General features: G+C 72.6%; 18 protein-coding genes. 1 reads left to right on the forward strand and 17 read right to left on the reverse strand.

All coding sequences use genetic code 11. The features are described from left to right. Positions 1-72 precede the first annotated feature (72 nt). The 13 genes from ACIRRH_RS36230 to proS form a co-directional block, all read right to left on the reverse strand. Complete coding sequence (locus tag ACIRRH_RS36230) at positions 73-399, reverse strand: DUF2469 domain-containing protein (RefSeq protein WP_030056781.1); 327 nt, start codon at positions 397-399, stop codon at positions 73-75. Between the two features lie 55 nt (positions 400-454). After that, positions 455-928 (reverse strand): NUDIX hydrolase, encoded by a 474-nt coding sequence (locus ACIRRH_RS36235; RefSeq protein WP_403076106.1) that lies wholly within the window; start codon positions 926-928, stop codon positions 455-457. Positions 929-1,040: 112 nt separating this feature from the next. Then, positions 1,041-1,793 carry a signal peptidase I gene (gene lepB / locus ACIRRH_RS36240; RefSeq protein ID WP_403076108.1) on the reverse strand — a complete coding sequence of 251 codons (753 nt, stop codon included), beginning with the start codon at positions 1,791-1,793 and terminating at the stop codon, positions 1,041-1,043. Positions 1,794-1,953: 160 nt separating this feature from the next. After that, positions 1,954-2,961 carry a signal peptidase I gene (gene lepB / locus ACIRRH_RS36245; protein WP_403076110.1) on the reverse strand — a complete coding sequence of 336 codons (1,008 nt, stop codon included), beginning with the start codon at positions 2,959-2,961 and terminating at the stop codon, positions 1,954-1,956. A gap of 242 nt (positions 2,962-3,203) precedes the next feature. Then, positions 3,204-3,983, reverse strand: coding sequence for a signal peptidase I (lepB, locus tag ACIRRH_RS36250; protein ID WP_403076112.1), 780 nt, complete (start codon positions 3,981-3,983; stop codon positions 3,204-3,206). A gap of 163 nt (positions 3,984-4,146) precedes the next feature. Next, positions 4,147-5,079 (reverse strand): signal peptidase I, encoded by a 933-nt coding sequence (lepB, locus tag ACIRRH_RS36255; protein ID WP_403076114.1) that lies wholly within the window; start codon positions 5,077-5,079, stop codon positions 4,147-4,149. A gap of 78 nt (positions 5,080-5,157) precedes the next feature. Further along, positions 5,158-5,508, reverse strand: a complete 351-nt coding sequence (gene rplS / locus ACIRRH_RS36260; RefSeq protein WP_030306736.1) for a 50S ribosomal protein L19 — start codon at positions 5,506-5,508, stop codon at positions 5,158-5,160. Positions 5,509-5,663: 155 nt separating this feature from the next. Continuing rightward, positions 5,664-6,482, reverse strand: coding sequence for a tRNA (guanosine(37)-N1)-methyltransferase TrmD (gene trmD, locus ACIRRH_RS36265; RefSeq protein WP_403076207.1), 819 nt, complete (start codon positions 6,480-6,482; stop codon positions 5,664-5,666). A gap of 161 nt (positions 6,483-6,643) precedes the next feature. Next, positions 6,644-7,234 carry a ribosome maturation factor RimM gene (rimM, locus tag ACIRRH_RS36270; protein WP_403076115.1) on the reverse strand — a complete coding sequence of 197 codons (591 nt, stop codon included), beginning with the start codon at positions 7,232-7,234 and terminating at the stop codon, positions 6,644-6,646. A 156-nt stretch (positions 7,235-7,390) separates the two neighbouring features. After that, a complete protein-coding gene (locus tag ACIRRH_RS36275) occupies positions 7,391-7,630 on the reverse strand; it encodes an RNA-binding protein (protein ID WP_030056773.1) in 240 nt (79 codons plus the stop codon). Positions 7,631-7,632: 2 nt separating this feature from the next. Further along, positions 7,633-8,061 (reverse strand): 30S ribosomal protein S16, encoded by a 429-nt coding sequence (rpsP, locus tag ACIRRH_RS36280; protein ID WP_196946892.1) that lies wholly within the window; start codon positions 8,059-8,061, stop codon positions 7,633-7,635. Between the two features lie 332 nt (positions 8,062-8,393). Beyond that, complete coding sequence (locus ACIRRH_RS36285) at positions 8,394-8,972, reverse strand: hypothetical protein (protein ID WP_049650398.1); 579 nt, start codon at positions 8,970-8,972, stop codon at positions 8,394-8,396. A gap of 443 nt (positions 8,973-9,415) precedes the next feature. Next, positions 9,416-10,828, reverse strand: coding sequence for a proline--tRNA ligase (proS, locus tag ACIRRH_RS36290; protein WP_403076117.1), 1,413 nt, complete (start codon positions 10,826-10,828; stop codon positions 9,416-9,418). A 189-nt stretch (positions 10,829-11,017) separates the two neighbouring features. Here proS and ACIRRH_RS36295 point away from each other — a divergent pair, with 189 nt between their 5' ends. Beyond that, positions 11,018-11,842: a class I SAM-dependent methyltransferase gene (locus ACIRRH_RS36295; RefSeq protein ID WP_403076118.1), complete on the forward strand. Its 825-nt coding sequence runs from the start codon at positions 11,018-11,020 to the stop codon at positions 11,840-11,842. Between the two features lie 148 nt (positions 11,843-11,990). Here ACIRRH_RS36295 and ftsH read toward each other — a convergent pair whose 3' ends face one another. The 4 genes from ftsH to ACIRRH_RS36315 all read right to left on the reverse strand — a co-directional run bounded on the left by ftsH (position 11,991) and on the right by ACIRRH_RS36315 (position 19,001). Then, a complete protein-coding gene (gene ftsH, locus ACIRRH_RS36300) occupies positions 11,991-13,979 on the reverse strand; it encodes an ATP-dependent zinc metalloprotease FtsH (RefSeq protein WP_403076120.1) in 1,989 nt (662 codons plus the stop codon). A gap of 92 nt (positions 13,980-14,071) precedes the next feature. Beyond that, on the reverse strand, positions 14,072-14,596 hold the full coding sequence (locus tag ACIRRH_RS36305) for a GNAT family N-acetyltransferase (RefSeq protein ID WP_403076122.1): 525 nt from the start codon (positions 14,594-14,596) through the stop codon (positions 14,072-14,074). 138 nt (positions 14,597-14,734) lie between these two features. Then, the gene (gene ffh, locus ACIRRH_RS36310; RefSeq protein ID WP_403076210.1) at positions 14,735-16,300 is read right to left on the reverse strand and encodes a signal recognition particle protein; all 1,566 of its coding nucleotides are present in this window, start codon (positions 16,298-16,300) and stop codon (positions 14,735-14,737) included. Between the two features lie 205 nt (positions 16,301-16,505). After that, a complete protein-coding gene (locus tag ACIRRH_RS36315) occupies positions 16,506-19,001 on the reverse strand; it encodes a [protein-PII] uridylyltransferase (protein WP_403076125.1) in 2,496 nt (831 codons plus the stop codon). Between the last annotated feature and the right edge of the window lie 137 nt (positions 19,002-19,138).

Genomic DNA, 19,138 nt, shown 5'->3' on the forward strand with positions numbered 1-19,138 from the left:
GTCACCCGCAGGGGTGAGAAGCCCCGCTCCCGCGAAATTCGGCTGGACAACGCGGGACGGAGTCGTCCAACGTCAGTTCCCGAAGCCGGACTCGTCCGAGGGCAGCTCCAGATCGCTCTTCGCGAGTTCCTCGATGTTCACGTCCTTGAAGGTCAGCACCCGGACCTTACGGACGAACCGGGCCGGCCGGTACATGTCCCAGACCCACGCATCCGCCATCGACACCTCGAAGAACACCTCGCCCTGGACCGAGTGCACCTGCAACTCGTAGTCGTTGGTGAGGTAGAACCGTCGCTCGGTCTCGATCACGTACTTGAACAGGCCGACGACGTCCCGGTACTCCCGGTAGAGCTTGAGCTCCATCTCGGTCTCGTACTTCTCGAGATCTTCGGCACTCATCCAGGCGTCCCCTCAACTTGTCACGTCCACCCATTGTGGACCACCGCACCCACGGTCAGAGCCGTACCGGATCCACCGGCGGGCCCTCGGCCAGCAGCCGCTCCAGGAAGTCCGCCAGACCGACCGGATAGACCGTCTCGGCGGTCCCCCTCAGTTCCTCGACCGTCCACCAGTGCGCCGCGAGCAGCTGGGCGTGCTCGTCCGCGCCCATGCCCGAGTGGTCCAGCCCCGTCTCCGTGGTCCGGGCCAGGTGGAACCACTGCTCCTGCTCGTAGCGCTGTCCCTGAAAGGAGAACGACACCGTGCCGTACGCCACCAAGGGCCCCAGGTCCACACCTCGCAGGCCGGTCTCCTCGGCGAGCTCCCGCTCGGCGGCCTCGCGCACGTCCTCTCCCGCCTCCAAGCCGCCCCCGGGCGTGAACCACCACGTCTTCCCCGGGGTGGCCGGGTCGGCCCCCAGGAAGAGGAGGATGCGGTCCAGCCCGTCCAGCAGCAGGATCCGCGCCGCCCTGCGACGCTGTGCTGTCATGGCAGCGCTCCACGCTCCTTCCGTTCGCATCGGTGGCGCTACCGATCCTGCCACCCGACGCGGCCGTCCGGGGCGATGTTCGACAGAGCGGCCCGCCGGGCGACGGTCCCGCTCAGGAGCTGCGCCCCCGGAGCCGGCGTGCCAGGCCCGCCCCCCCTCCCACCGCCGAGGTCACGAGGATCAGCGCCGCGCCCGCAACGGAGGCGTAGGCGAAGGGCCCCAGCGGTCCCGGCTGCGAGGCCCTCGGGCCCGCGAAGCCGTCGAAGTCCGTGACCCGGTCGAGCAGGCCCATCCGGCCGAAGGGCAGCACGGTGGCCTCGACCCTGGCCTCGACGGCGTCGGCCGGAACGGTCCCGCCGTCGACCTCCAGGTGGGTGCGGGAGTCGAGCGAGCCCACCCGGTTGTCACCAAGCAGGAACAGCCGCCCCTGCGGCACCGTCGCGCTGAACGAATCGCCCTGGCGGCCCTGGGTCGCGAGGTACGGCTCCTCCACCGGCTGCCCGTTGACCGTCAGCCGGTGCTCGGCCCCGGTGGTGGCGACGGTGTCCCCGCCGACCGCGACCACCCGCTTGACCATGAGCTCGCCGCCCCAGGCCTGGTCCCGGAAGACCACCACGTCGCCCCGCCCGATGTCGCCGCCCCCGACCTTGCGGGCGAGCACGGTGTCCCCGGCACGCAACGTCGGGTGCATCGAGGCGGTGGGGATCTTGTACGGCCGGTAGTCGACCGCGATCAGGGCGAAGCCTCCGACCATCAGCAGCAGCCCGAGCGCCAGCGCGACGCCCTGCAACACCGCGGCGGGCCGACGGCGCGCACGGGCGGGCGAGGTCGGGCCCTCTGCCGTCTGCTCCACGACACTGCTCATCGACACCGTCCACCTCTGGCCGACCGGAGAACACCACTGGCACGCCGGAGGCACGGGCGGAGAAGCCGGCGGGCCGTGGCACGTCCGAGCAGATTACTCGTCGGTACCACGGCCCGCGCAAGAGCCGGGGCCAACCCGGCGGAACACGATCCGGTGGGCGTCAGGACTCCTTGCGGTGCTCCACCCGACTCCGCACCCGACGCACCAGGGGGAGCAGGGCGACGGCCCCCACCGCACCGGCCACGGGGGGCGCCATCGGCGCGGCCACCGCCAGGCCTGCCTGGTCGAAGGTGTCCGGCACTGGCAGCGTCGACCAGTGGCTGACCGGCCAGGCCACCACGAAGGCGCGCCCGATCACGTTGTCCACCGGGACGGTGCCGCCGCCCGGCTGGTCCATGTGGAAGCGGGAGTCCAGCGAGTTGGCGCGGTGGTCACCCATCACCCAGATGCGGCCCTTGGGCACCTCGACCGGTCCGAAGGGGTGGTCGCCGCAGGGGGTGTTGCCCTGGTAGACGTACGGCTCGTCGAGCGCGACGCCGTTGACCTTGACCGGCCCGTCGCCCGCGCACTCGACGGTGTCCCCGCCGACCGCGATGACCCGCTTGATCAGGTCCTTCTCGTTGGCGGAGGGCATCAGCCCGACGAAGCTGAGCACGTCCTGCACGCCGCGGACGAAGGAGTTGCTGCTCTGCGGGTTCGGCTCGTCGCTCAGCCAGCCGCCCGGGTCGTGGAACACCACGACCTCACCGCGCTCGGGCTCGGCCCCGAACCACGGGGTCAGCTTGTCCACCAGGACGCGGTCGCCGACCTGCAGCGTGTTCTGCATCGATTCCGACGGAATGGAGAACGCCTGGACGAAGAAGGTCTTGATCACCAGCGCGAGGATCAGCGCGATGCCGATCAGGATCGGCAGTTCCTTCCAGAACGAGCGCTGCTTGGGCGACTGGGACGGAGCCTCCGACTCCGACCCGGCCGCGGGCTCGGCCCCCGCGTGCGGGGAGTCCGGGGAGTCCTCCGGCCCGCCGCCGCCCTGCCCGTCGGCGGTCTGCGCCGTCGCGTCCTCGGCCGAGGCCGAGGAGGTCGCGGACTCGGCGGACCGGGCCGCCCGACGGCCCGGGCCCTCGGGCTCTCCGGCGCCTGAGCGGGCGCCGATCACCAAATCCCCCACAACGTCTCCTCCCTGCTGTGCGGACGCCCGCGCGCCCGCGCTCAGAGTGCCGCACAGCGGGCACCATGCTCACCACGACCATGAACGCCTCAGGGCTGCCCACCGCGGACTCCCCCGACACCGGCACGGCCTCGGCCCTCGGCCGGGACCACTCCCGGCCGCACCTGCACTTCTCTATCACTCCCAGGCATCCGGCTCGCGGTCCCACACGCGAGGCCCGTCCGGTCGGCGGCCGGAACGGCTCACTCCGGAGGCCGTCCGGGCCGGCGAACGACGAGCGGGAGAACGCCCAACACACCCATAACGAGCGGAGGTTCCACAGGAACCGGCCCAACGCCCACCGGTTCCGCGGCACTTCCGCCGGTCTGCGGCGTCCGGACGAGAAAGGAGAGTGAACTCGGCGCATCGAGTTGATGGAAGCGGTCCAGCGGCCAGGCGATCACGAACGCGCGACCGACCACGCCGCTCAGCGGGATCGTCCCCTGTCCCGGATTGCCCATGTGGAAACGGGAGTCGGCGGAGACGTCCCGGTGGTCGCCCATGACCCACAGCCGCCCCTGCGGCACCTGGACCTTGAAGGTCTGTCGGGACGGCGGGTTGCCGGGCGCGAGGTAGGACTCCTCCACCGGACGACCGTTGACGCTGAGACGCCCCTGCTCGTCACAGCACTCGACGGTGTCCCCGCCGACGCCGATCACCCGCTTGATCAGGTCCTGCTCGTTCTCGGAGGGCAGCAGTCCGACGAAGGTCAGCACCTGCTTGGCCGCAGCCAGCACGGGGCCGTCCTCGGACGGCTTGTGGTCGCGCTCCAGCCAGCCGCCCGGGTCCTTGAACACCACGATGTCGCCGCGCTGCGGCTCACTGCCGAACCAGGGGGTCAGCTTGTCCACCAGTACCCGGTCCCCGATCAGGATGGTCTGCTCCATCGAGCCCGAGGGGATCATGAACACCTGGACCAGGAAGGTCTTCATCACCAGCGCCACCAGAAGGGCCACCAGGACGATCAGCGGCAGCTCGCGCACCAGCGAACGCTTGCGCCGACGGGCCGCCTTGCGGGCACTGCGACGGCGCTCGGCCCGGCCCCGCCCCGGCGGGGCCCCGGCCGGCCCACGGCCTGCCGCGCCGCCCTCTCCCGGTCCTCCGGTCACCGCTCCCCCGGCAGCCGGGCGGTCGGCGAGCCGCCCCCTACCCCTGGTCCCCATGACCACCCGTCCCCGCAGTCGCGGCGAAGGCCGCGGGCCGGTCCAGGCTGGTCCAGCGCGAGAACGGGTAGACCACCCAGTCGGCCCGGCCGATCACCTTCTCCTCGGGCACGAAGCCGCCACCGGGCTCGCCGAGGTGGTCGCGGGAGTCCCGGGAGGCGCTGCGGTGGTCGCCCATCACCCACAGCTCACCGGCCGGCACGACGACGTCGAAGGCCACGCTCGACGGGTCGTCGCCCGGGAACAGGTAGGAGGTCTCGTCGATCGGCACGCCGTTGACGGTGATCGGCGTGCCCGGGCCGGTGCTGGTCACCCGGTCCCCGCCGACGCCGATCACGCGCTTGACGTAGACGGTGTCCCCGGCCGGGGCCAGGCCGAGGTCCTGGGCGAACGAGCGCAGGCCGTCCCAGAAGCCCGACGGCTTCGCCGACTCCCGCAGGAAGGAGCCCGTCCCGTCGAAGACCACGACGTCGCCCCGCTGGGGGTGGCCACCGAAGGCGTAGGCGAGCTGGTTCGCGACCAGCCGGTCGCCCGGGCGCAGGGTCTCCTCCATCGATCCGGAGGGCACCGAGAACGGACGCGCGACGAAGGCGTTCACCAGCAGCAGGGCCGTCAGGCAGATCCCGACCAGGAGCAACAGGTCGTGCGATCGCGAGTGCCCGGGCTCCTCGTCCTGATCCGGGCCGTCACCGCCGGAACCATCGCCCCGCTCCGGCCCCGAGGCCTGCTCCGGTCCCGAGGCCCGCTCCAAACCCTCGGCCGGCTCCAGAACCTCGGCCCGCTCCAGGCCCTCGGCACCATCCGCCGCCGCACCACCGGCGGCCTCACCGGAAACGACCGCGGACCGCGACAGCGAGTCCGCACCGGTGGGTGCGGGACTGCCGTCGCGGTCCGCGGGTGGTTCGTGCGTGCTCATCGGGGGGTGAGCTTACCTTGCGGCCGTTCGGCCCCCTCGGAGCGTTCCGATCCCCCGGCGAGGCCGGGGGCCGGTGGATCAGCGGTCGCGCTTCTCCTTGATCTTCGCGGCCTTGCCGCGGAGGTCACGCAGGTAGTACAGCTTGGCGCGGCGAACCGCACCGCGGGTCACGACCTCGATCTTCTCGACGACCGGGGTGTGCACCGGGAAGGTGCGCTCCACGCCGACGTTGAAGCTGACCTTGCGAACGGTGAAGGTCTCACCGATGCCGGCGCCGTGGCGGCGGATGACGACGCCCTGGAAGACCTGGACACGGGAGCGGTTGCCCTCGATGACCCGGACGTGCACCTTCAGGGTGTCACCGGCGCGGAAGGCCGGAATGTCGCTACGCAGCGAGGCCGCGTCGACAGCAGCGAGCTTGTTGCTCATGTTGCTCTCCATCGCAGGCGCCACGGGCCGCCCACGGAAAAATCGTCACAATGGGGTCTGCTGCGGGCCGCATCGGCTGACGACGATCCCCCCGTGGCGGGGACGCCGGTCCACGTGCCCCCTACGGGAGGGAGCCAGCGACAGACAGCAGCGGCCTATTCTTCCACACCACCGGCCACGGACCGAAATCGGCCGAGCTGCTCGTCCCAGGCCAGGCCGAGGATGCTCAGCGCCTCCCGCTCCTTCTTGTCGAAGGCGCCGTACTGCCAGCGCTCGACCAGGTCGGGCCGGTTCGCCAGGGTCCGGGCGAAGGCCTGCTCGCGGCGCCAGCGGGCGATCTTGCCGTGGTTGCCGCTGAGCAGCACGTCCGGCACCGTCCGGCCGCGCCACTCGGCGGGCTTGGTGTAGACCGGGCCCTCCAGCAGGTCGGCCATCGCGCCCGGCGCGAAGGAGTCGTCGCGGTGGGACTCGGCGTTGCCGAGCACCCCGGGCAGCAGCCGGGCGATCGCCTCGACCATCACCAGCACGGCGACCTCGCCGCCGGCCAGCACGTAGTCGCCGATCGAGGCCTCGACCACCGGCATCCGGGTGGCCGCCTCCTCGATCACCCGGCGGTCGATGCCCTCGTACCGGGCGGGGGTGAAGGCCAGCCAGGGGCGGCCGGCCAGCTCCTGGGCGAGCTCCTGGGTGAACGGGCGCCCGCTCGGCGTCGGAACGACCAGGGTGGGCACCTGCCCCTCGGGACCGGCGGCGACCACCGCGTCCAGCGCCTCGCCCCACGGCTCGGGCTTCATCACCATGCCGGGGCCGCCGCCGTACGGGCTGTCGTCGACCGTGCGGTGCACGTCGTGGGTCCACTCGCGCAGGTCGTGGACGTGCACGTCCAGCTGGCCGCGGGCGCGGGCCTTGCCGACCAGCGAGATGTCCAGCGGTTCCAGGTACTCGGGGAAGATGGTGACGACGTCGATCCGCATGCCGCTCTGCACGCCGTTGGACACAGCGCCTCCCGACGCGGCGTCGCTCGACACGGCCTCGCTCGACGCGGCGCCTCCCGACACGGCGTCGCCCGACACGGCGTTGCGCGACTCGACACCGCCGGCCGTTCCGGCGCCCGTCCCGGCGCTCTCCTCGACGGTCACTCCGAATCCTCCGTGCCCTCGGTGCCCTCGGTGCCCTCGGTGCCCTCGGCCGAGGAGGTCCCCGCGACCTCGGCCTGCTCCGGGTCGATCAACCCGGCCGGCGGCGTGATCACGGCGCGCTGGTTCTCCAGGTCGATGGTCGGCACGATCTGGCTCACGAAGGGCACCAGCACCTCCGTCCCGTCGGCCTTCTTGACCGTGAGCAGGTCCTGGTAGGGCAGGTGGACGACCTCGGTCAGCTCGCCGACCGGGGTGCCGTCCAGCAGCACCACGTCCAGGCCGATCAGCTGGTGGTCGTAGTACTCCTCCGGGTCATCGGGGCGCTCCTCCGGGTCGACCTCGGAGATGAGCAGGGTGCCGCGGAGTGCCTCGGCCGCGTTGCGGTCCTTGACGCCGGCGAAGCGCAGCAGCAGCCGGCCGCTGTGCACCCGGCCGGACTCGATGGTCAGCGGTCCGGCCGACGCGGGGTCGGTGAGCAGGACGGCACCGGGGCCGAGCCGGAGTTCCGGCTCGTCGGTGCGGACCTCGACACTGACGTCCCCCCTGATGCCGTGGGCACGGCCGATCCTGCCGACGACGAGCTGCACGGTGATCGTTCTCCTGGAGTTCCTGAGCCGAAACGAAAGCGACGGGCTGCGAAGCGATGATGCGACGGACATGCGGACGGAAATGCGAGAGGCCGACCGGGACGACATGCGTCCCGGTCGGCCTCACAAGCCCTGACGGCTGAACGAGCAGCAGCGTCAGCGAATGTTGTCCACGTCGACCAGGTCGACCCGGACGTTGCGACCGCCGAGGGCGCCGACCACGGTGCGCAGAGCGCGCGCCGTACGGCCGCCCCGGCCGATCACCTTGCCGAGGTCATCGGGGTGCACCCGCACCTCGATGGTGTTGCCCCGACGCAGGTTGCGCGAGCGCACCTGCACCTCGTCGGGGTGCTCGACGATGCCCTTCACCAGGTGGTCGAGGGCGTCCTCGATCACGATCAGGCCTCGGCAGCGGCGTCGGCCTCGGCCTCGGCCTTGTCCGACTTCTTGGCCTTCGGGGTGATGGCGACGCCGGTGGTGGCGTCCTCGAAGCCGGCGACGGCCTTGGCGAACAGGTGCGAGAAGTCCTCGACCTTCGGCTCGGCGACCTTCAGCGGCTCCGGAGCCGGCAGGCCCTTGAACTTCTGCCAGTCGCCGGTCAGCTTCAGGATGGCGAGCACCGGCTCGGTCGGCTGGGCGCCGACGGACAGCCAGTACTGGGCGCGGTCGCTGTCGACCTCGATCTTCGAGGGGTTGTAGGTCGGCTGGTAGATGCCGATCTCCTCGATCGCGCGACCGTCACGCTTGGTGCGGGCGTCGGCGACGACGATGCGGTAGTGCGGGGAGCGAATCTTGCCGAGACGCTTCAGCTTGATCTTGACTGCCACGGGAGTGGATTCTCCTGGTGTTGACGTGGGTGAGCGGGCTCGCCATCGCGTGGGGTTGCGGAGCGGACCGTTCAAGGGACACGCCAGCCGTAGGAGAGAGGGGTCCTGCTCGGCTGCCGAGTACTCAGCTGTCCATTCTGCCACATCGGCGAGAACCGCCTGCACGCGGGCCCGGGCGCCCGGTCAGGGCTCGACCGGGAGCCCCCGCTCCCGGTCCAACCCGAAGAAATCACTGCCGTCCTGCTGTACCGCTCACTCTGTACCACTCACTGTGTGCCGCCCATTCCGGCCGGACCGCTGCCCGCACAGCAGCCCGCCGGGACGTCGACCGACTACGCGATCTTGAACGGCTGCTGGCACGCACCGCAGACAATGGATGCCTGCGCGAGCACCGACGGAACGACCCGGACGTTGCGCCCGCAACCGCAGACCGCCTTGACCCGCACGCCGCCCCCGGAGGAGCCGTGCCGGGCCGCCGGGCCGCGGAAGGCGCGCGTCGCGCCGTCGCCGGCCACCGCCTCCTGGTGCGCCCCGAGGGCACGGTCCAGGCGCTCGATGGTCTCGGCGTACCGCTCCTGGGTCTCCTTGAGCATGGTCACCTGGGAGAAGCCGCTGCTCGCGTGCGGCTCGACCGGGTGCGCCAGGCCCAGCTCGGAAGCGAGCATCAGGAAGCGCCGGTTGTGGTAGCGGCCGGCGCGCGAGGTGTCCCGGATGTCCCGGGCCGCGGCCAGACCGTGGGCAGCCTCGTGGAGGAGCCGCTCGAAACCGAGCCGCGTCCCACAGGCCGAGGAGGACTCGCCGATCAGCGCCTCGGGCGAGGCGAGGTCGGGAAGGTCCTGGTGGTAGGCCTGGATGTCGCTCCAGGCGGCGGCCAGTTCGGCCGCGAGAACGAGGGGCTGTGTCGTGCTCACGCTAGACCAACGATGGAGTGCGAGCCGATGTTCCGCATGTTCTCGTTCCCGGGGAATTCACAGGGAACTCCCAGGAATGCAAGGTCGCGCGCGAATTGCGCGCTCCGGATCTGACGCAAGACCAACCCCCTGCCGGTTTCGGCCCGTCGCGACGTCGACGGGCCTGGTGAATTCCGTCCGGGGGCGGGCTGTCGCCACCCGGGACGTACGGCCCGTGGGCCTGTCGGATTGACAGGGCCACGGGCCGTACACCGTACCGCTATTCGGTTAATACCGGGAGTTGACCGGCCAGTAGGGATGTCCACCGCACGGACACACCGGAAGAGTTACCGGATTCTTACCCATCCGCATTCCGGGCAAATGTCGCCGGTGACGGTCATTACCCGCGGACGACGGACGCCCTGCGGACATCCGTGGGGCATCCGCCGAACACCGAACGGATGTCAGTACGCCCGCGCGACGAGCGCGACATTGCCTTCCTGGTCGTCCGTCTGCGGCACCGAGCCGTCGGCCGCGACGATGCAGCGGACCGAGACGCCCTGCTCGGCCAGCTTGGCCTCGCCCTCCGCGCCGAGGTCGGCCCAGGAGATCCGGCCCCAGCCGGTCGCGGCGGCCTCGATGGCCTCGTCGATGGTCTTGACGTCGACCGTGCGGGACTCGCGGCGCTCGCGGGACTGGCGCAGCAGCAGCGCCTGGTCCTCCTCCAGGATGCCCGGGAGCAGCGCGGCCAGGGCGTCGATGGAGACCGGCTCCTTGCCGCCCGGGATGCGGCGGGCCAGCATCGCGGTGCCGTTCTCCAGGTCGCGCGGGCCGACCTCGATGCGCAGCGGGACGCCCTTGAGCTCCCAGTCGACGGCGCGGCGACCGAACGGGGTGTCGGTACGGTCGTCGACCACGACCCGGATGCCGGCGGCCTCCAGCTGTGCGCCGATCTCGCGGACCTTGGCGATGACCGCGTCGTCGCCCTTGATCGCGAGCACGACGGCCTGGACGGCGGCCAGGCGCGGGGGCACCCGCAGGCCGTTGTCGTCGCCGTGGGACATGATCAGGCCGCCGACCATGCGGGTCGAGACGCCCCAGGAGGTCTGCCAGACGTACTCGCGCTCGGCGCCCTGCAGCTGGTAGGTGGTGTTGAACGCCTTGGCGAAGTTCTGGCCCAGCTCGTGGCTGGTGCCCATCTGGAGCGCCTTGCCGTCGCCCATCATGCCCTCCAGGGTGAGGGTGTTGATGGCGCCGGCGAAGCGCTCCTTGGCGGTCTTGCGGCCGAGCACGACGTCGATGCCGAGCACGTTGGTCATGAAGTCGCCGTAGACCTGGGTGTGGATCATCGACGCGTAGTCGCGGGCGTCCTCGTAGCTGGCGTGGGCGGTGTGGCCCTCCTGCCAGAGGAACTCGGTGGTGCGCAGGAAGACGCGCGGACGCAGCTCCCAACGGACCACGTTGGCCCACTGGTTGATCAGCAGGGGCAGGTCGCGGTGGCTCTGGACCCACTTCGAGAAGTACTCGTTGATGATCGTCTCGGAGGTCGGCCGGACGACGACCGGCTCCTCCAGCTGCTTGCCGCCGCCGTGGGTGACCACCGCGAGCTCGGGGGCGAAGCCCTCGACGTGCTCGGCTTCCTTGGTCAGGTAGGACTGCGGGATGAACATCGGGAAGTAGGCGTTCTGCGCGCCGGCCTTCTTGATCCGCGCGTCCATCTCCTGCTGCATCCGCTCCCACAGCCCGTAGCCGTACGGTCGGATGACCATGGTGCCGCGCACCGGACCGTTGTCGGCCAGCTCGGCCTTGTTGATGAGGTCCTGGTACCAGCGCGGGAAGTCTTCCGCCTGAGGGGTGAGAACGGGTGCCTTAGCCATGGGGCGAATGGTACGGGGCCCGGGGCCCCGGTTTCGAATCGGTATCGCCGAACGGGGGCGCACCACCGCGACACGCGCGCACCACCCTGCACCCCTCTGGACGCCGGGCCCGGCCCGCTGTTCGCTGGTGTGGGGCGGGACTTTGGGGGAGCCGTAGCAGCACACCGAAGGACCGGATGGGAGGCCGCCATGGCTTCAGCTCGGACGACCGGCACGACCGCACGACCGACGGGCGCACGCCCGCACCACCCGCAGCCCGGGGCCGCCCGCCCCGCGCGGGCGCGCGACTGGGCGGAGATCCAGGAACGCATGCTGGTGCCGCTCTACGAGGCGGTCTACGACCGGATGGAGGTCGGCCCGGCGAGCAGCGTGCTGGGCCTGGGCTGCCGGTCCGGACTGGCCCTGCTGCTCGCGGCCGGCCGGGGCGCCCAGGTCGCCGGGCAGGAGCCGCGGGACGAGCTGCGCGAGCTGGCCCACGACCGTCGGCTGCGGGTGTGCGCCGGGTCCCGGGCGCCCGCCGCCGTCCCCCGCTCGGCCCATTCGCTGGTGACGGTTTTCGAGCAGCTGCCCGACCCCGCCGAGTACCGCCCGGTGGTCGCCGAGGCCGCCCGGCTCGCCCTGCCCGGCGGGCACGTGGTGCTGGCCGCGTGGGGCCCGCCGGAGCGCTGCGAGAGTGCCCCGGTGCTGGACGTGGCCCGGCGGATGGCGGGCCGGACCACCGCACGCGATCCGTTCGAGCTGAGCGTGCCCGGTGCGCTGGAGGACCTGCTCGCCCCGGCGGGGCTGCGTCCGGCCGGCAGCGGCCGGGTGAGCTGCCCGTTCGCCTACGCCGACCTGGACAGCGCGGTGCGCGGCCTGCTCTCCACCGGCCTGTTCGAGCCGGCCGAGGAGTTCTCCGGTACCTCGCTGGTGGCCAAGGAGCTGGAGGAGGCGCTCCAGCCGTACCTGCGCGCGGACGGCTCGGTGCGGATGGAGAACCTGTTCCGCTACCTGATCGCCGAGCGGCCGCGCTAGCCGGGCAGCCGCGCCCGGGAAATGCGAACCGCAGACGCGAACCACAAACGCGAACCGCAGGCGCAGACGCAGACGCAGACGCAGACGCAGACCGGAAACGTGAACCGGGGGCGCCCGCCACCACGGCGAGCGCCCCCGGCATCCGACGTCACGCCGGGTCGATCGGCTTCCCGTCGGCCTCGTCGGGCCGGCCGGAGCCTTCGGCCCCGTGAGAACCTCCGGCCCCCTCGGAGGGCGCTTCCCGCGGCACCCCCGCCGCCCGGTAGGCCTGTTCCTCGTCCAGCGTCTCCGCCTCCAGCAGCGCCGCAGCCAGGGCGTCCAGCCGGTGCCGCTGCTCGGTCAGGATCCGCACCGCGTCGCCGTAGCACTCGGAGACGATCCGCCGGGCCTCCTCGTCCACCGCGTCCAGGGTGGTCGGCGCGGCGGAGAGCCCGTACGCGCCCTGCGGGTCGGAGGGCACCGCGGTGAGCCGGCCGACCCGCTCGCTCATCCCCCAGCGCCCGGCCATCCCGCGGGCGATGTTGGTGACCTGCTCCAGGTCGCTCTCCGCACCGGTGGTGATCACCCCGTAGACCACCTGCTCGGCCGCCATGCCGCCGAGCGCGCCGATGATCCGGCCGCGCAGGTAGGGCTCGGTGTACGAGTAGCGGTCGTTCTCCGGGGTGGAGAGGGTGACGCCGAGCGCCCGGCCGCGCGGCACGATGGTGATCTTGCGGACCGGGTCCGCGCCGGGCTGGAGCATGCCCAGCAGCGCGTGCCCGCTCTCGTGGTATGCCGTCCGCTCGCGCTCCTCCTGCGGCATCACCAGCGGCCGCACCGCACCGAGCTGGACCTTCTCCAGGGCGTCCGAGAGGTCCCGCTCGTTGACCGCGTCCTGCTTGCGCTTGACGGCCAGCAGCGCGGCCTCGTTGACCACGTTGGCGAGCTCGGCGCCGGTCATCCCCGGCGTGACCTTGGCCAGCTGGTTGAGGTCGGTGCCGCCGGCCAGCGGGACGCTGCGGCTGTGGATGCGCAGGATCGCCGCGCGGCCCTCCCGGTCGGGCGGGCTGACGGTGATCCGCCGGTCGAAGCGGCCGGGGCGCAGCAGTGCCGGGTCGAGCACGTCCGCCCGGTTGGTCGCGGCGATCACGATGACGCCCTCGGAGCCGCTGAAGCCGTCCATCTCGGTGAGGATCTGGTTGAGCGTCTGCTCGCGCTCGTCGTGCCCGCCCATGCCGCCGCCGGCGCCGCGCTGACGGCCGATGGTGTCGATCTCGTCGATGAAGATGATCGCCGGGGCGACCTTGCGGGCCTCGGCGAACAGTTCGCGGACCCGGCTGGCACCGACGCCGACGATCATCTCGATGAACTCGGAGGCGGAGGCGGAGAAGAACGGCACGTTCGCCTCGCCGGCCACGGCCCGGGCCAGCAGGGTCTTGCCGGTTCCGGGCGGACCGCTCAGCAGCACGCCGCGCGGCATCTTGGCGCCGAGCCTGCGGTACCGCTCGGGGTGCTTCAGGTAGTCGACGACCTCGGTGAGTTCGGCCTCGACCTCGTCGATGCCGGCCACGTCGGCGAAGGTGGTGCGCGTGCCCTCCTCGGCGGTGACCGGCTTCGGCGGGGCCTTGCGGCCCAGTGGTCCGCCGCCGAGCCCGCCGGCCATCCGGCGGGCGAGCAGCACCCAGATGAAGACCAGCAGCAGCATCGGGGCGAGCGAGAGCAGCAGGTTGGTGAGGAAGCTGCGCTGCTGGACCGGCGAGGTGGCGGTGACCTCGACGCCCTGCTGCTGGAGGGTGGCCCAGAGGTTGTCGCCCGCGAAGGACGGCCGCTGGGTGTCGAACTCGGTGTAGTCGCCCTTGCCGCCGTCCGGCTTGGGCTGGGCCGACTTGAGGGTGCCCTCGATCGCGTCGCCCTTGGCGTAGATCTTGGTGATGTTGCCCTTGTTCAGCTGGTTGTTGAACTCGGTGTACGAGATCGTGGTGGCACCGGCGGGGCCGAAGAACGACAGCAGCAGGTCCGAGATCAGGAACACCACGAGGGCGGTGAGGGCGAGGCCCACCCAGCCGCCGGGCATCCGGCGCTTGGGCGGCGGGGGCGGGGCGCCCTCCGAGCGCCAGGGCTGGTCGGGGGTCTGACGTGGCGGCACGGGTTCGGTCACCCATCGGACAATACGGACAGGTGCTCGGACGAGCCAATCGCAACGCCGCGCCCGGGCCCCCGTACGCCTGCGCCGACCCCTTCCACCAGCGGCTATGCCGTCGTACCGGGCCACTCCTCGGCGGTCAGCGCGAACCGCTCGTGGTCGCGCCACTCCCCCTGGAGGAACAGCATCCGCGGGGAGAAGCCCTCGTGCCGGAAGCCCAGCCGCCTGGCCATCGCGATCGAGCGCTCGTTCTCCGGCTGCACGTTGATCTCCAGCCGGTGCAGCCCCAGCCCGTGGGCCGACTGCGGGGCGAAGCAGCGGTCCACGACCAGCCGCATGCCCTCGGTCATCCGCCCGGTGCCGTTGAACGGGACGTACGAGTCGTAGCCCAAGGTGGCGTTGCAGAAGCGGCTCATCACGATGTTGGCGACGTTCACCTTGCCGACCAGTCCACCGGTCTCCCGGTCGAGGATCAGGAAGGTGCGCAGCCCGGACCCCTGGCGCTTCAGCAGGTCGGGCAGCCCGTCCGGCTCGACCGGGTTCCACCGTCCGATGTGTTCGGCGGACCGCCGGATCGCCTCGGCGTACGCGCCCGTGTCCTCGGCCCTCGGGGCCCTGATCATCACTCGCATGCCCCCATCATCGGACACGCGATCGGCCCGCCGCCCGGAGACACCGGACGGCGGGCCGACCAAAATCGATCAAGGCCGATCCCGGTCGATCAGAGGGTTACCAAGGAACGACCAGGGGTGATCGGAGTGGCTCAAGGACTACAGCATGTCCTTGAACTCCTTGGGCAGCTCGAAGTCGGCCGGGCCCTTGCCCGCGCCGAGGCCGAACGCGCCGCCGTCCGCCGGGGCCTGGCCGGCACCCGGGCCGAGCGCGCGGCGCTGGGCGGCCGCGGCCTCCTCCTGCGCGCGCTTCAGCGGGTTGCCGCTCTTGCGCTTGCCCTTGGCCTGCGGAGCCTTCTTGGCGGACTTCTTCCCGCCGCCACCCATGCCCGGGATCCCCGGCATGCCGGGCACACCCTTGCCGGAGGCCATCGCGGACATCATCTTGCGGGCGTCGAAGAACCGCTCGACCAGGTTCTTCACCTCGCCGACCTGGACCCCGGAGCCCTTGGCGATGCGGGCCCGGCGGGAGCCGTTGATCAGCTCCGGCTCGGCGCGCTCGGCCGGGGTCATCGACTTGATGATCGCGCCGACCCGGTTGACGTCCTTGTCGTCGATGTTGTTGATCTGGTCCCGGATCTGGCCCATGCCCGGCAGCATGCCGAGCAGCTTGGAGATCGAGCCCATCTTCTGGACCTGCTCCAGCTGGGACAGGAAGTCGTCCAGGGTGAACTGCTTCGGGCCGCCGCGCAGCTTGGCGGCGATCTTCTCCGCCTCGGCCTGCGAGAAGGTCTGCTCGGCCTTCTCGATCAGCGAGAGGACGTCACCCATGCCGAGGATGCGCGAGGCCATCCGGTCCGGGTGGAAGGCGTCGAAGTCGTCGACCTTCTCGCCGTTGGAGGCGAACATGATCTGCCGGCCGGTGACGTGCGCGACCGACAGGGCGGCACCACCGCGGGCGTCGCCGTCGAGCTTGGAGAGCACCACACCGGTGAAGTCGACGCCGTCGAGGAAGGCCTGCGCGGTGGTGACCGCGTCCTGGCCGATCATCGCGTCGACGACGAACAGGACCTCGTCCGGGTTCACCGCGGCGCGGATGTCGGCGGCCTGCTGCATCAGCTCGGCGTCGATGCCCAGGCGGCCGGCGGTGTCGACGATGACGACGTCGTGCTGCTTCTGCTTGGCGTACTCGATCGAGTCCTTGGCCACCTGCACCGGGTCGCCGACGCCGTTGCCCGGCTGCGGGCCGTAGAAGGCCACGCCGGCGCGCTCGGCGACCACCTGGAGCTGGTTGACCGCGTTGGGCCGCTGGAGGTCGCAGGCGACCAGCAGCGGGGTGTGCTTCTGCTTCTTCAGCCAGAAGCCGAGCTTGCCCGCGAGGGTGGTCTTACCGGCGCCCTGGAGACCGGCGAGCATGATCACCGTCGGGCCGCTCTTGGCGAACCGCACCCGGCGGGTCTCGCCACCGAGGATCGCGATGAGCTCCTCGTTGACGATCTTGATGATCTGCTGCGCCGGGTTCAGCGCGCCGGAGACCTCGGAACCGAGCGCCCGCTCCTTGACCTGCTTGATGAAGGCCCGGACGACCGGCAGCGCGACGTCCGCCTCCAGCAGCGCGATGCGGATCTCGCGGGCGGTGGCGTCGATGTCCGCCTCGCTCAGGCGGCCCTTGCCCCGGAGGTTCTTGAACGTCGCTGCGAGGCGATCGGAAAGGGTGTCGAACACGTCGTCGCGGATCCTCTGCGGCATCGGTATCGGTACGGTCGTCGTCCCCCAGGGTATCCGGCCGCCCCGGGTACGGTCTCCACCCCCGGTCGGAACTCCTTGCCCGCACCCCTGCCCTCGCCCCGGGCCACGCCCCTCGTCCACGCCGATGCCCGGCCCCGGACCGGCTCCGCCCCTCCCGGCCCCGCCCGGCCCGGCCCGCCGCTCAGCCCAGCGCGGCCCGGACCGCCGCCGCCACCTCGTCGGCCCGCCGGGCGGTCAGCGGACGGCCCGCCTCGTCGGTCAGGTAGAACGAGTCGACGGCCTCCGCGCCCAGCGTGGAGACGTGCGCGGTGCGCACCCGGACGCCCGCCCCGTCCAGCGCCCGGCCGATCCGGTGCAGCAGCCCGGGGGCGTCGTGCGCGCGGACCTCCAGCACGGTCGCGCTCGCCGAGGCCACCGCGGGCGCCACCGCGACCAGCGGCGGCGGGGTGGGGATGCCCCGGCGGCGCGGGGCGGCGGCGTCCCGCTCGGCGAGGCGGCGGGCCACGTCCAGCGAGCCGTCCAGCGCCCGGCGCAGATCGGCCCGCAGCCGGGCCGCCTCCGGCAGCTCCCCGTACTCGGCCGCCACCCGCCAGGACAGCAGCAGCACCGGCCCGGCGCCCACCGGGTCCAGCTCGCGCAGTCCGGCCGAGCGGACGGCCAGCCGGTGCAGCGCGAGCACCCCGGCCGCGGTACCGAGCAGCCCGGGGCGGTCCGGGACCGCCAGGTTCAGCTCGACGCCCATCGGCTCGGCGCCCGGGGGCGCCCCCTCGGACCGGGCCCGCAGCGACAGCGCCGGCTGCCCGGTGCGGGCGGCCTCGACCGCGAGCCGCTCCTGCTCGGCGGTCGGCGCCGCCTCCGCCGGCCCCGCGCCCGCCCCGGCCAGCCGGTCCGCCGCCCGGGCCACCAGGCCGTCCACCAGCGAGGCCCGCCAGCCGCTCCACGCGGCCGGGCCGGTGGCCAGCGCGTCCGCCTCGGTGAGCGCGTGCAGCAGCTTCAACTCCGGCAGGGTGGTGGCCACCTTGGTGATCGCCTCGACGGTGGCCGGGTCGTCCGGATCGCGCCGGGTGGCGGTGTCCACCAGGGTCAGGTGGTGGCGGACCAGCACCGCCAGGGTCTCGGTGTCCTCGGGGCCGAAGCCCATCCGGGGGGCCAGGTCGCGGACGATCACCTCGCCGGCCTCGCTGTGGTCCCCCGGCCAGCCCTTGCCGATGTCGTGCAGCAGCGCGGCGACCAGCAGCAGGTCCGGCCGGGCCACCCGGCGGGTCATCGCGGCGGCCCGCACGGCCGTCTCCACCAGGTGCCGGTCCACCGTCCAGCGGTGCACCGCGTTGCGCTGCGGACGGCAGCGCACCCGCTCCCAGTCCGGCAGCAGTCGGCGGACCAGCCCCTCCGCCTCCATCGCCTCCCACACCGGGACGGCAGGCTCCCCCGCGCCCAGCAGGGTGACCAGCTGCTCCCGGGCCTCGTCCGGCCAGGGCGCCGGCAGCGGGCGGCACTCGGCGGCCAGCCGGCGCACCGTGGCGTACGAGACGGTCAGTCCGTTCTGCGCGGCGGCGGCCGCGGCGCGCAGCGGCAGCACCGGGTCGGCGCCCGGGCGGACGCCCTGGGCGAGCACCGCCTCGCCGTCCTGCTCGACCACGCCCTCGGCGAGCGGCCGCCGCTCGACCGCGCCCCGGGCCACCGCACCGGTGCCGCGTCCGGAGCCGGCGAACGGGATGCCCAGCCGGCGCACCCGCCGGCCGCGGCCGCCACGGGCCGCGAGCACCCGGTCCACCGCCCGCCACGTGACGTCGCCCGCGTACGCGATGGTGCGGGCGGCCTCGTAGACCCGGCGCAGCAAGGTGTCGGCGTCCAGCACCCCGAGCCGCTCGGCGACCTGGTCCTGGTCCTGGAGGCTGAGCCGGTCGGTGGCCCGGCCGGTGGCCAGGTGCAGCGCGTCGCGCACATCCGCCAGCCGCCGGGCGGCGGCGTCCAGGCCGTCCCGGGGCGCGTCGGCCAGCCAGGTGGCGGCGATCGCGTCCAGTACGACGACGTCGCGCAGGCCGCCGCGGGCTTCCTTGAGGTCCGGCTCCAGCAGGAAGGACAGCTCACCGTGCCGTTCTGCCCGCTCGCGGCCCAGCTCGCGCAGCTCGGGCAGGCGCGCGGGGGCGCTCGCGCGCCAGTCGGTGAGCACCGCGGAGCGCAGCGCGTCGGTGAGCGCGCGGTCCCCGGCGAGGTGGCGGGCGTCCAGCAGACCGAGCTGGGCCTTGAGGTCGGCGGCGGCGACCGAGCGGGCCTGCGCGACGGTGCGCACCGCGTGGTCGAGCTTGGCGCCCGCATCCCAGACCGGGTACCAGATCCGCTCGGGCAGTTCCCGGGCGAGCGGGCCGTCGTGCAGCAGCATGACGTCCACGTCGCTGCGCGGGGAGAGCTCGCCGCGCCCGTACCCGCCGACCGCGACCAGCGCGACGCCGGGCGGGGCACCGGCGGCCGCGAGCAGCCCGGCCAGCCAGTCGTCGGTGAGCCGGGCGAGCGCCCGGCGGCGGGGGCGGCCGCCCGGGCCCGGGCCGGCGAGCAGTGCGGCCCGGGCGGCGGCCCCGCCTGCGGGGTCGAAGGCGTCGGCGGGGTCACCGGGGTCGGGAGGGTCGACGGGGTCGGGAGGGTCGACGGGGTCGGAGGGGCTGGTCTCGGTGGTCATGCGCGTGGGTCCCGTCCGTCGTGCTGGTGAACCGTCCTGCGGGTGAACCGTCGTGCGGGTGGACCGGAAGGGTGAACCGGCCTTCGGGTGGGCCGATCGGCCGGCCGGACGACGCCGTCGGGCGGACCCGCGCCCCT

This window comes from Kitasatospora sp. NPDC101235 (assembly GCF_044767505.1).
Lineage (GTDB): Bacteria > Actinomycetota > Actinomycetes > Streptomycetales > Streptomycetaceae > Kitasatospora.

Coding starts and splice junctions, on each gene's coding strand:
- ACIRRH_RS36295 (WP_403076118.1), top strand. CDS start 11,018: ATGGCTTCAGCTCGGACGACCGGCACGACCGCACGACCGACGGGCGCA.
- ACIRRH_RS36235 (WP_403076106.1), bottom strand. CDS start 928: ATGACAGCACAGCGTCGCAGGGCGGCGCGGATCCTGCTGCTGGACGGG.
- ACIRRH_RS36315 (WP_403076125.1), bottom strand. CDS start 19,001: ATGACCACCGAGACCAGCCCCTCCGACCCCGTCGACCCTCCCGACCCC.
- lepB (WP_403076108.1), bottom strand. CDS start 1,793: ATGAGCAGTGTCGTGGAGCAGACGGCAGAGGGCCCGACCTCGCCCGCC.
- proS (WP_403076117.1), bottom strand. CDS start 10,828: ATGGCTAAGGCACCCGTTCTCACCCCTCAGGCGGAAGACTTCCCGCGC.
- ACIRRH_RS36305 (WP_403076122.1), bottom strand. CDS start 14,596: ATGCGAGTGATGATCAGGGCCCCGAGGGCCGAGGACACGGGCGCGTAC.
- ACIRRH_RS36230 (WP_030056781.1), bottom strand. CDS start 399: ATGAGTGCCGAAGATCTCGAGAAGTACGAGACCGAGATGGAGCTCAAG.
- lepB (WP_403076114.1), bottom strand. CDS start 5,079: ATGAGCACGCACGAACCACCCGCGGACCGCGACGGCAGTCCCGCACCC.
- rplS (WP_030306736.1), bottom strand. CDS start 5,508: ATGAGCAACAAGCTCGCTGCTGTCGACGCGGCCTCGCTGCGTAGCGAC.
- trmD (WP_403076207.1), bottom strand. CDS start 6,482: ATGCGGATCGACGTCGTCACCATCTTCCCCGAGTACCTGGAACCGCTG.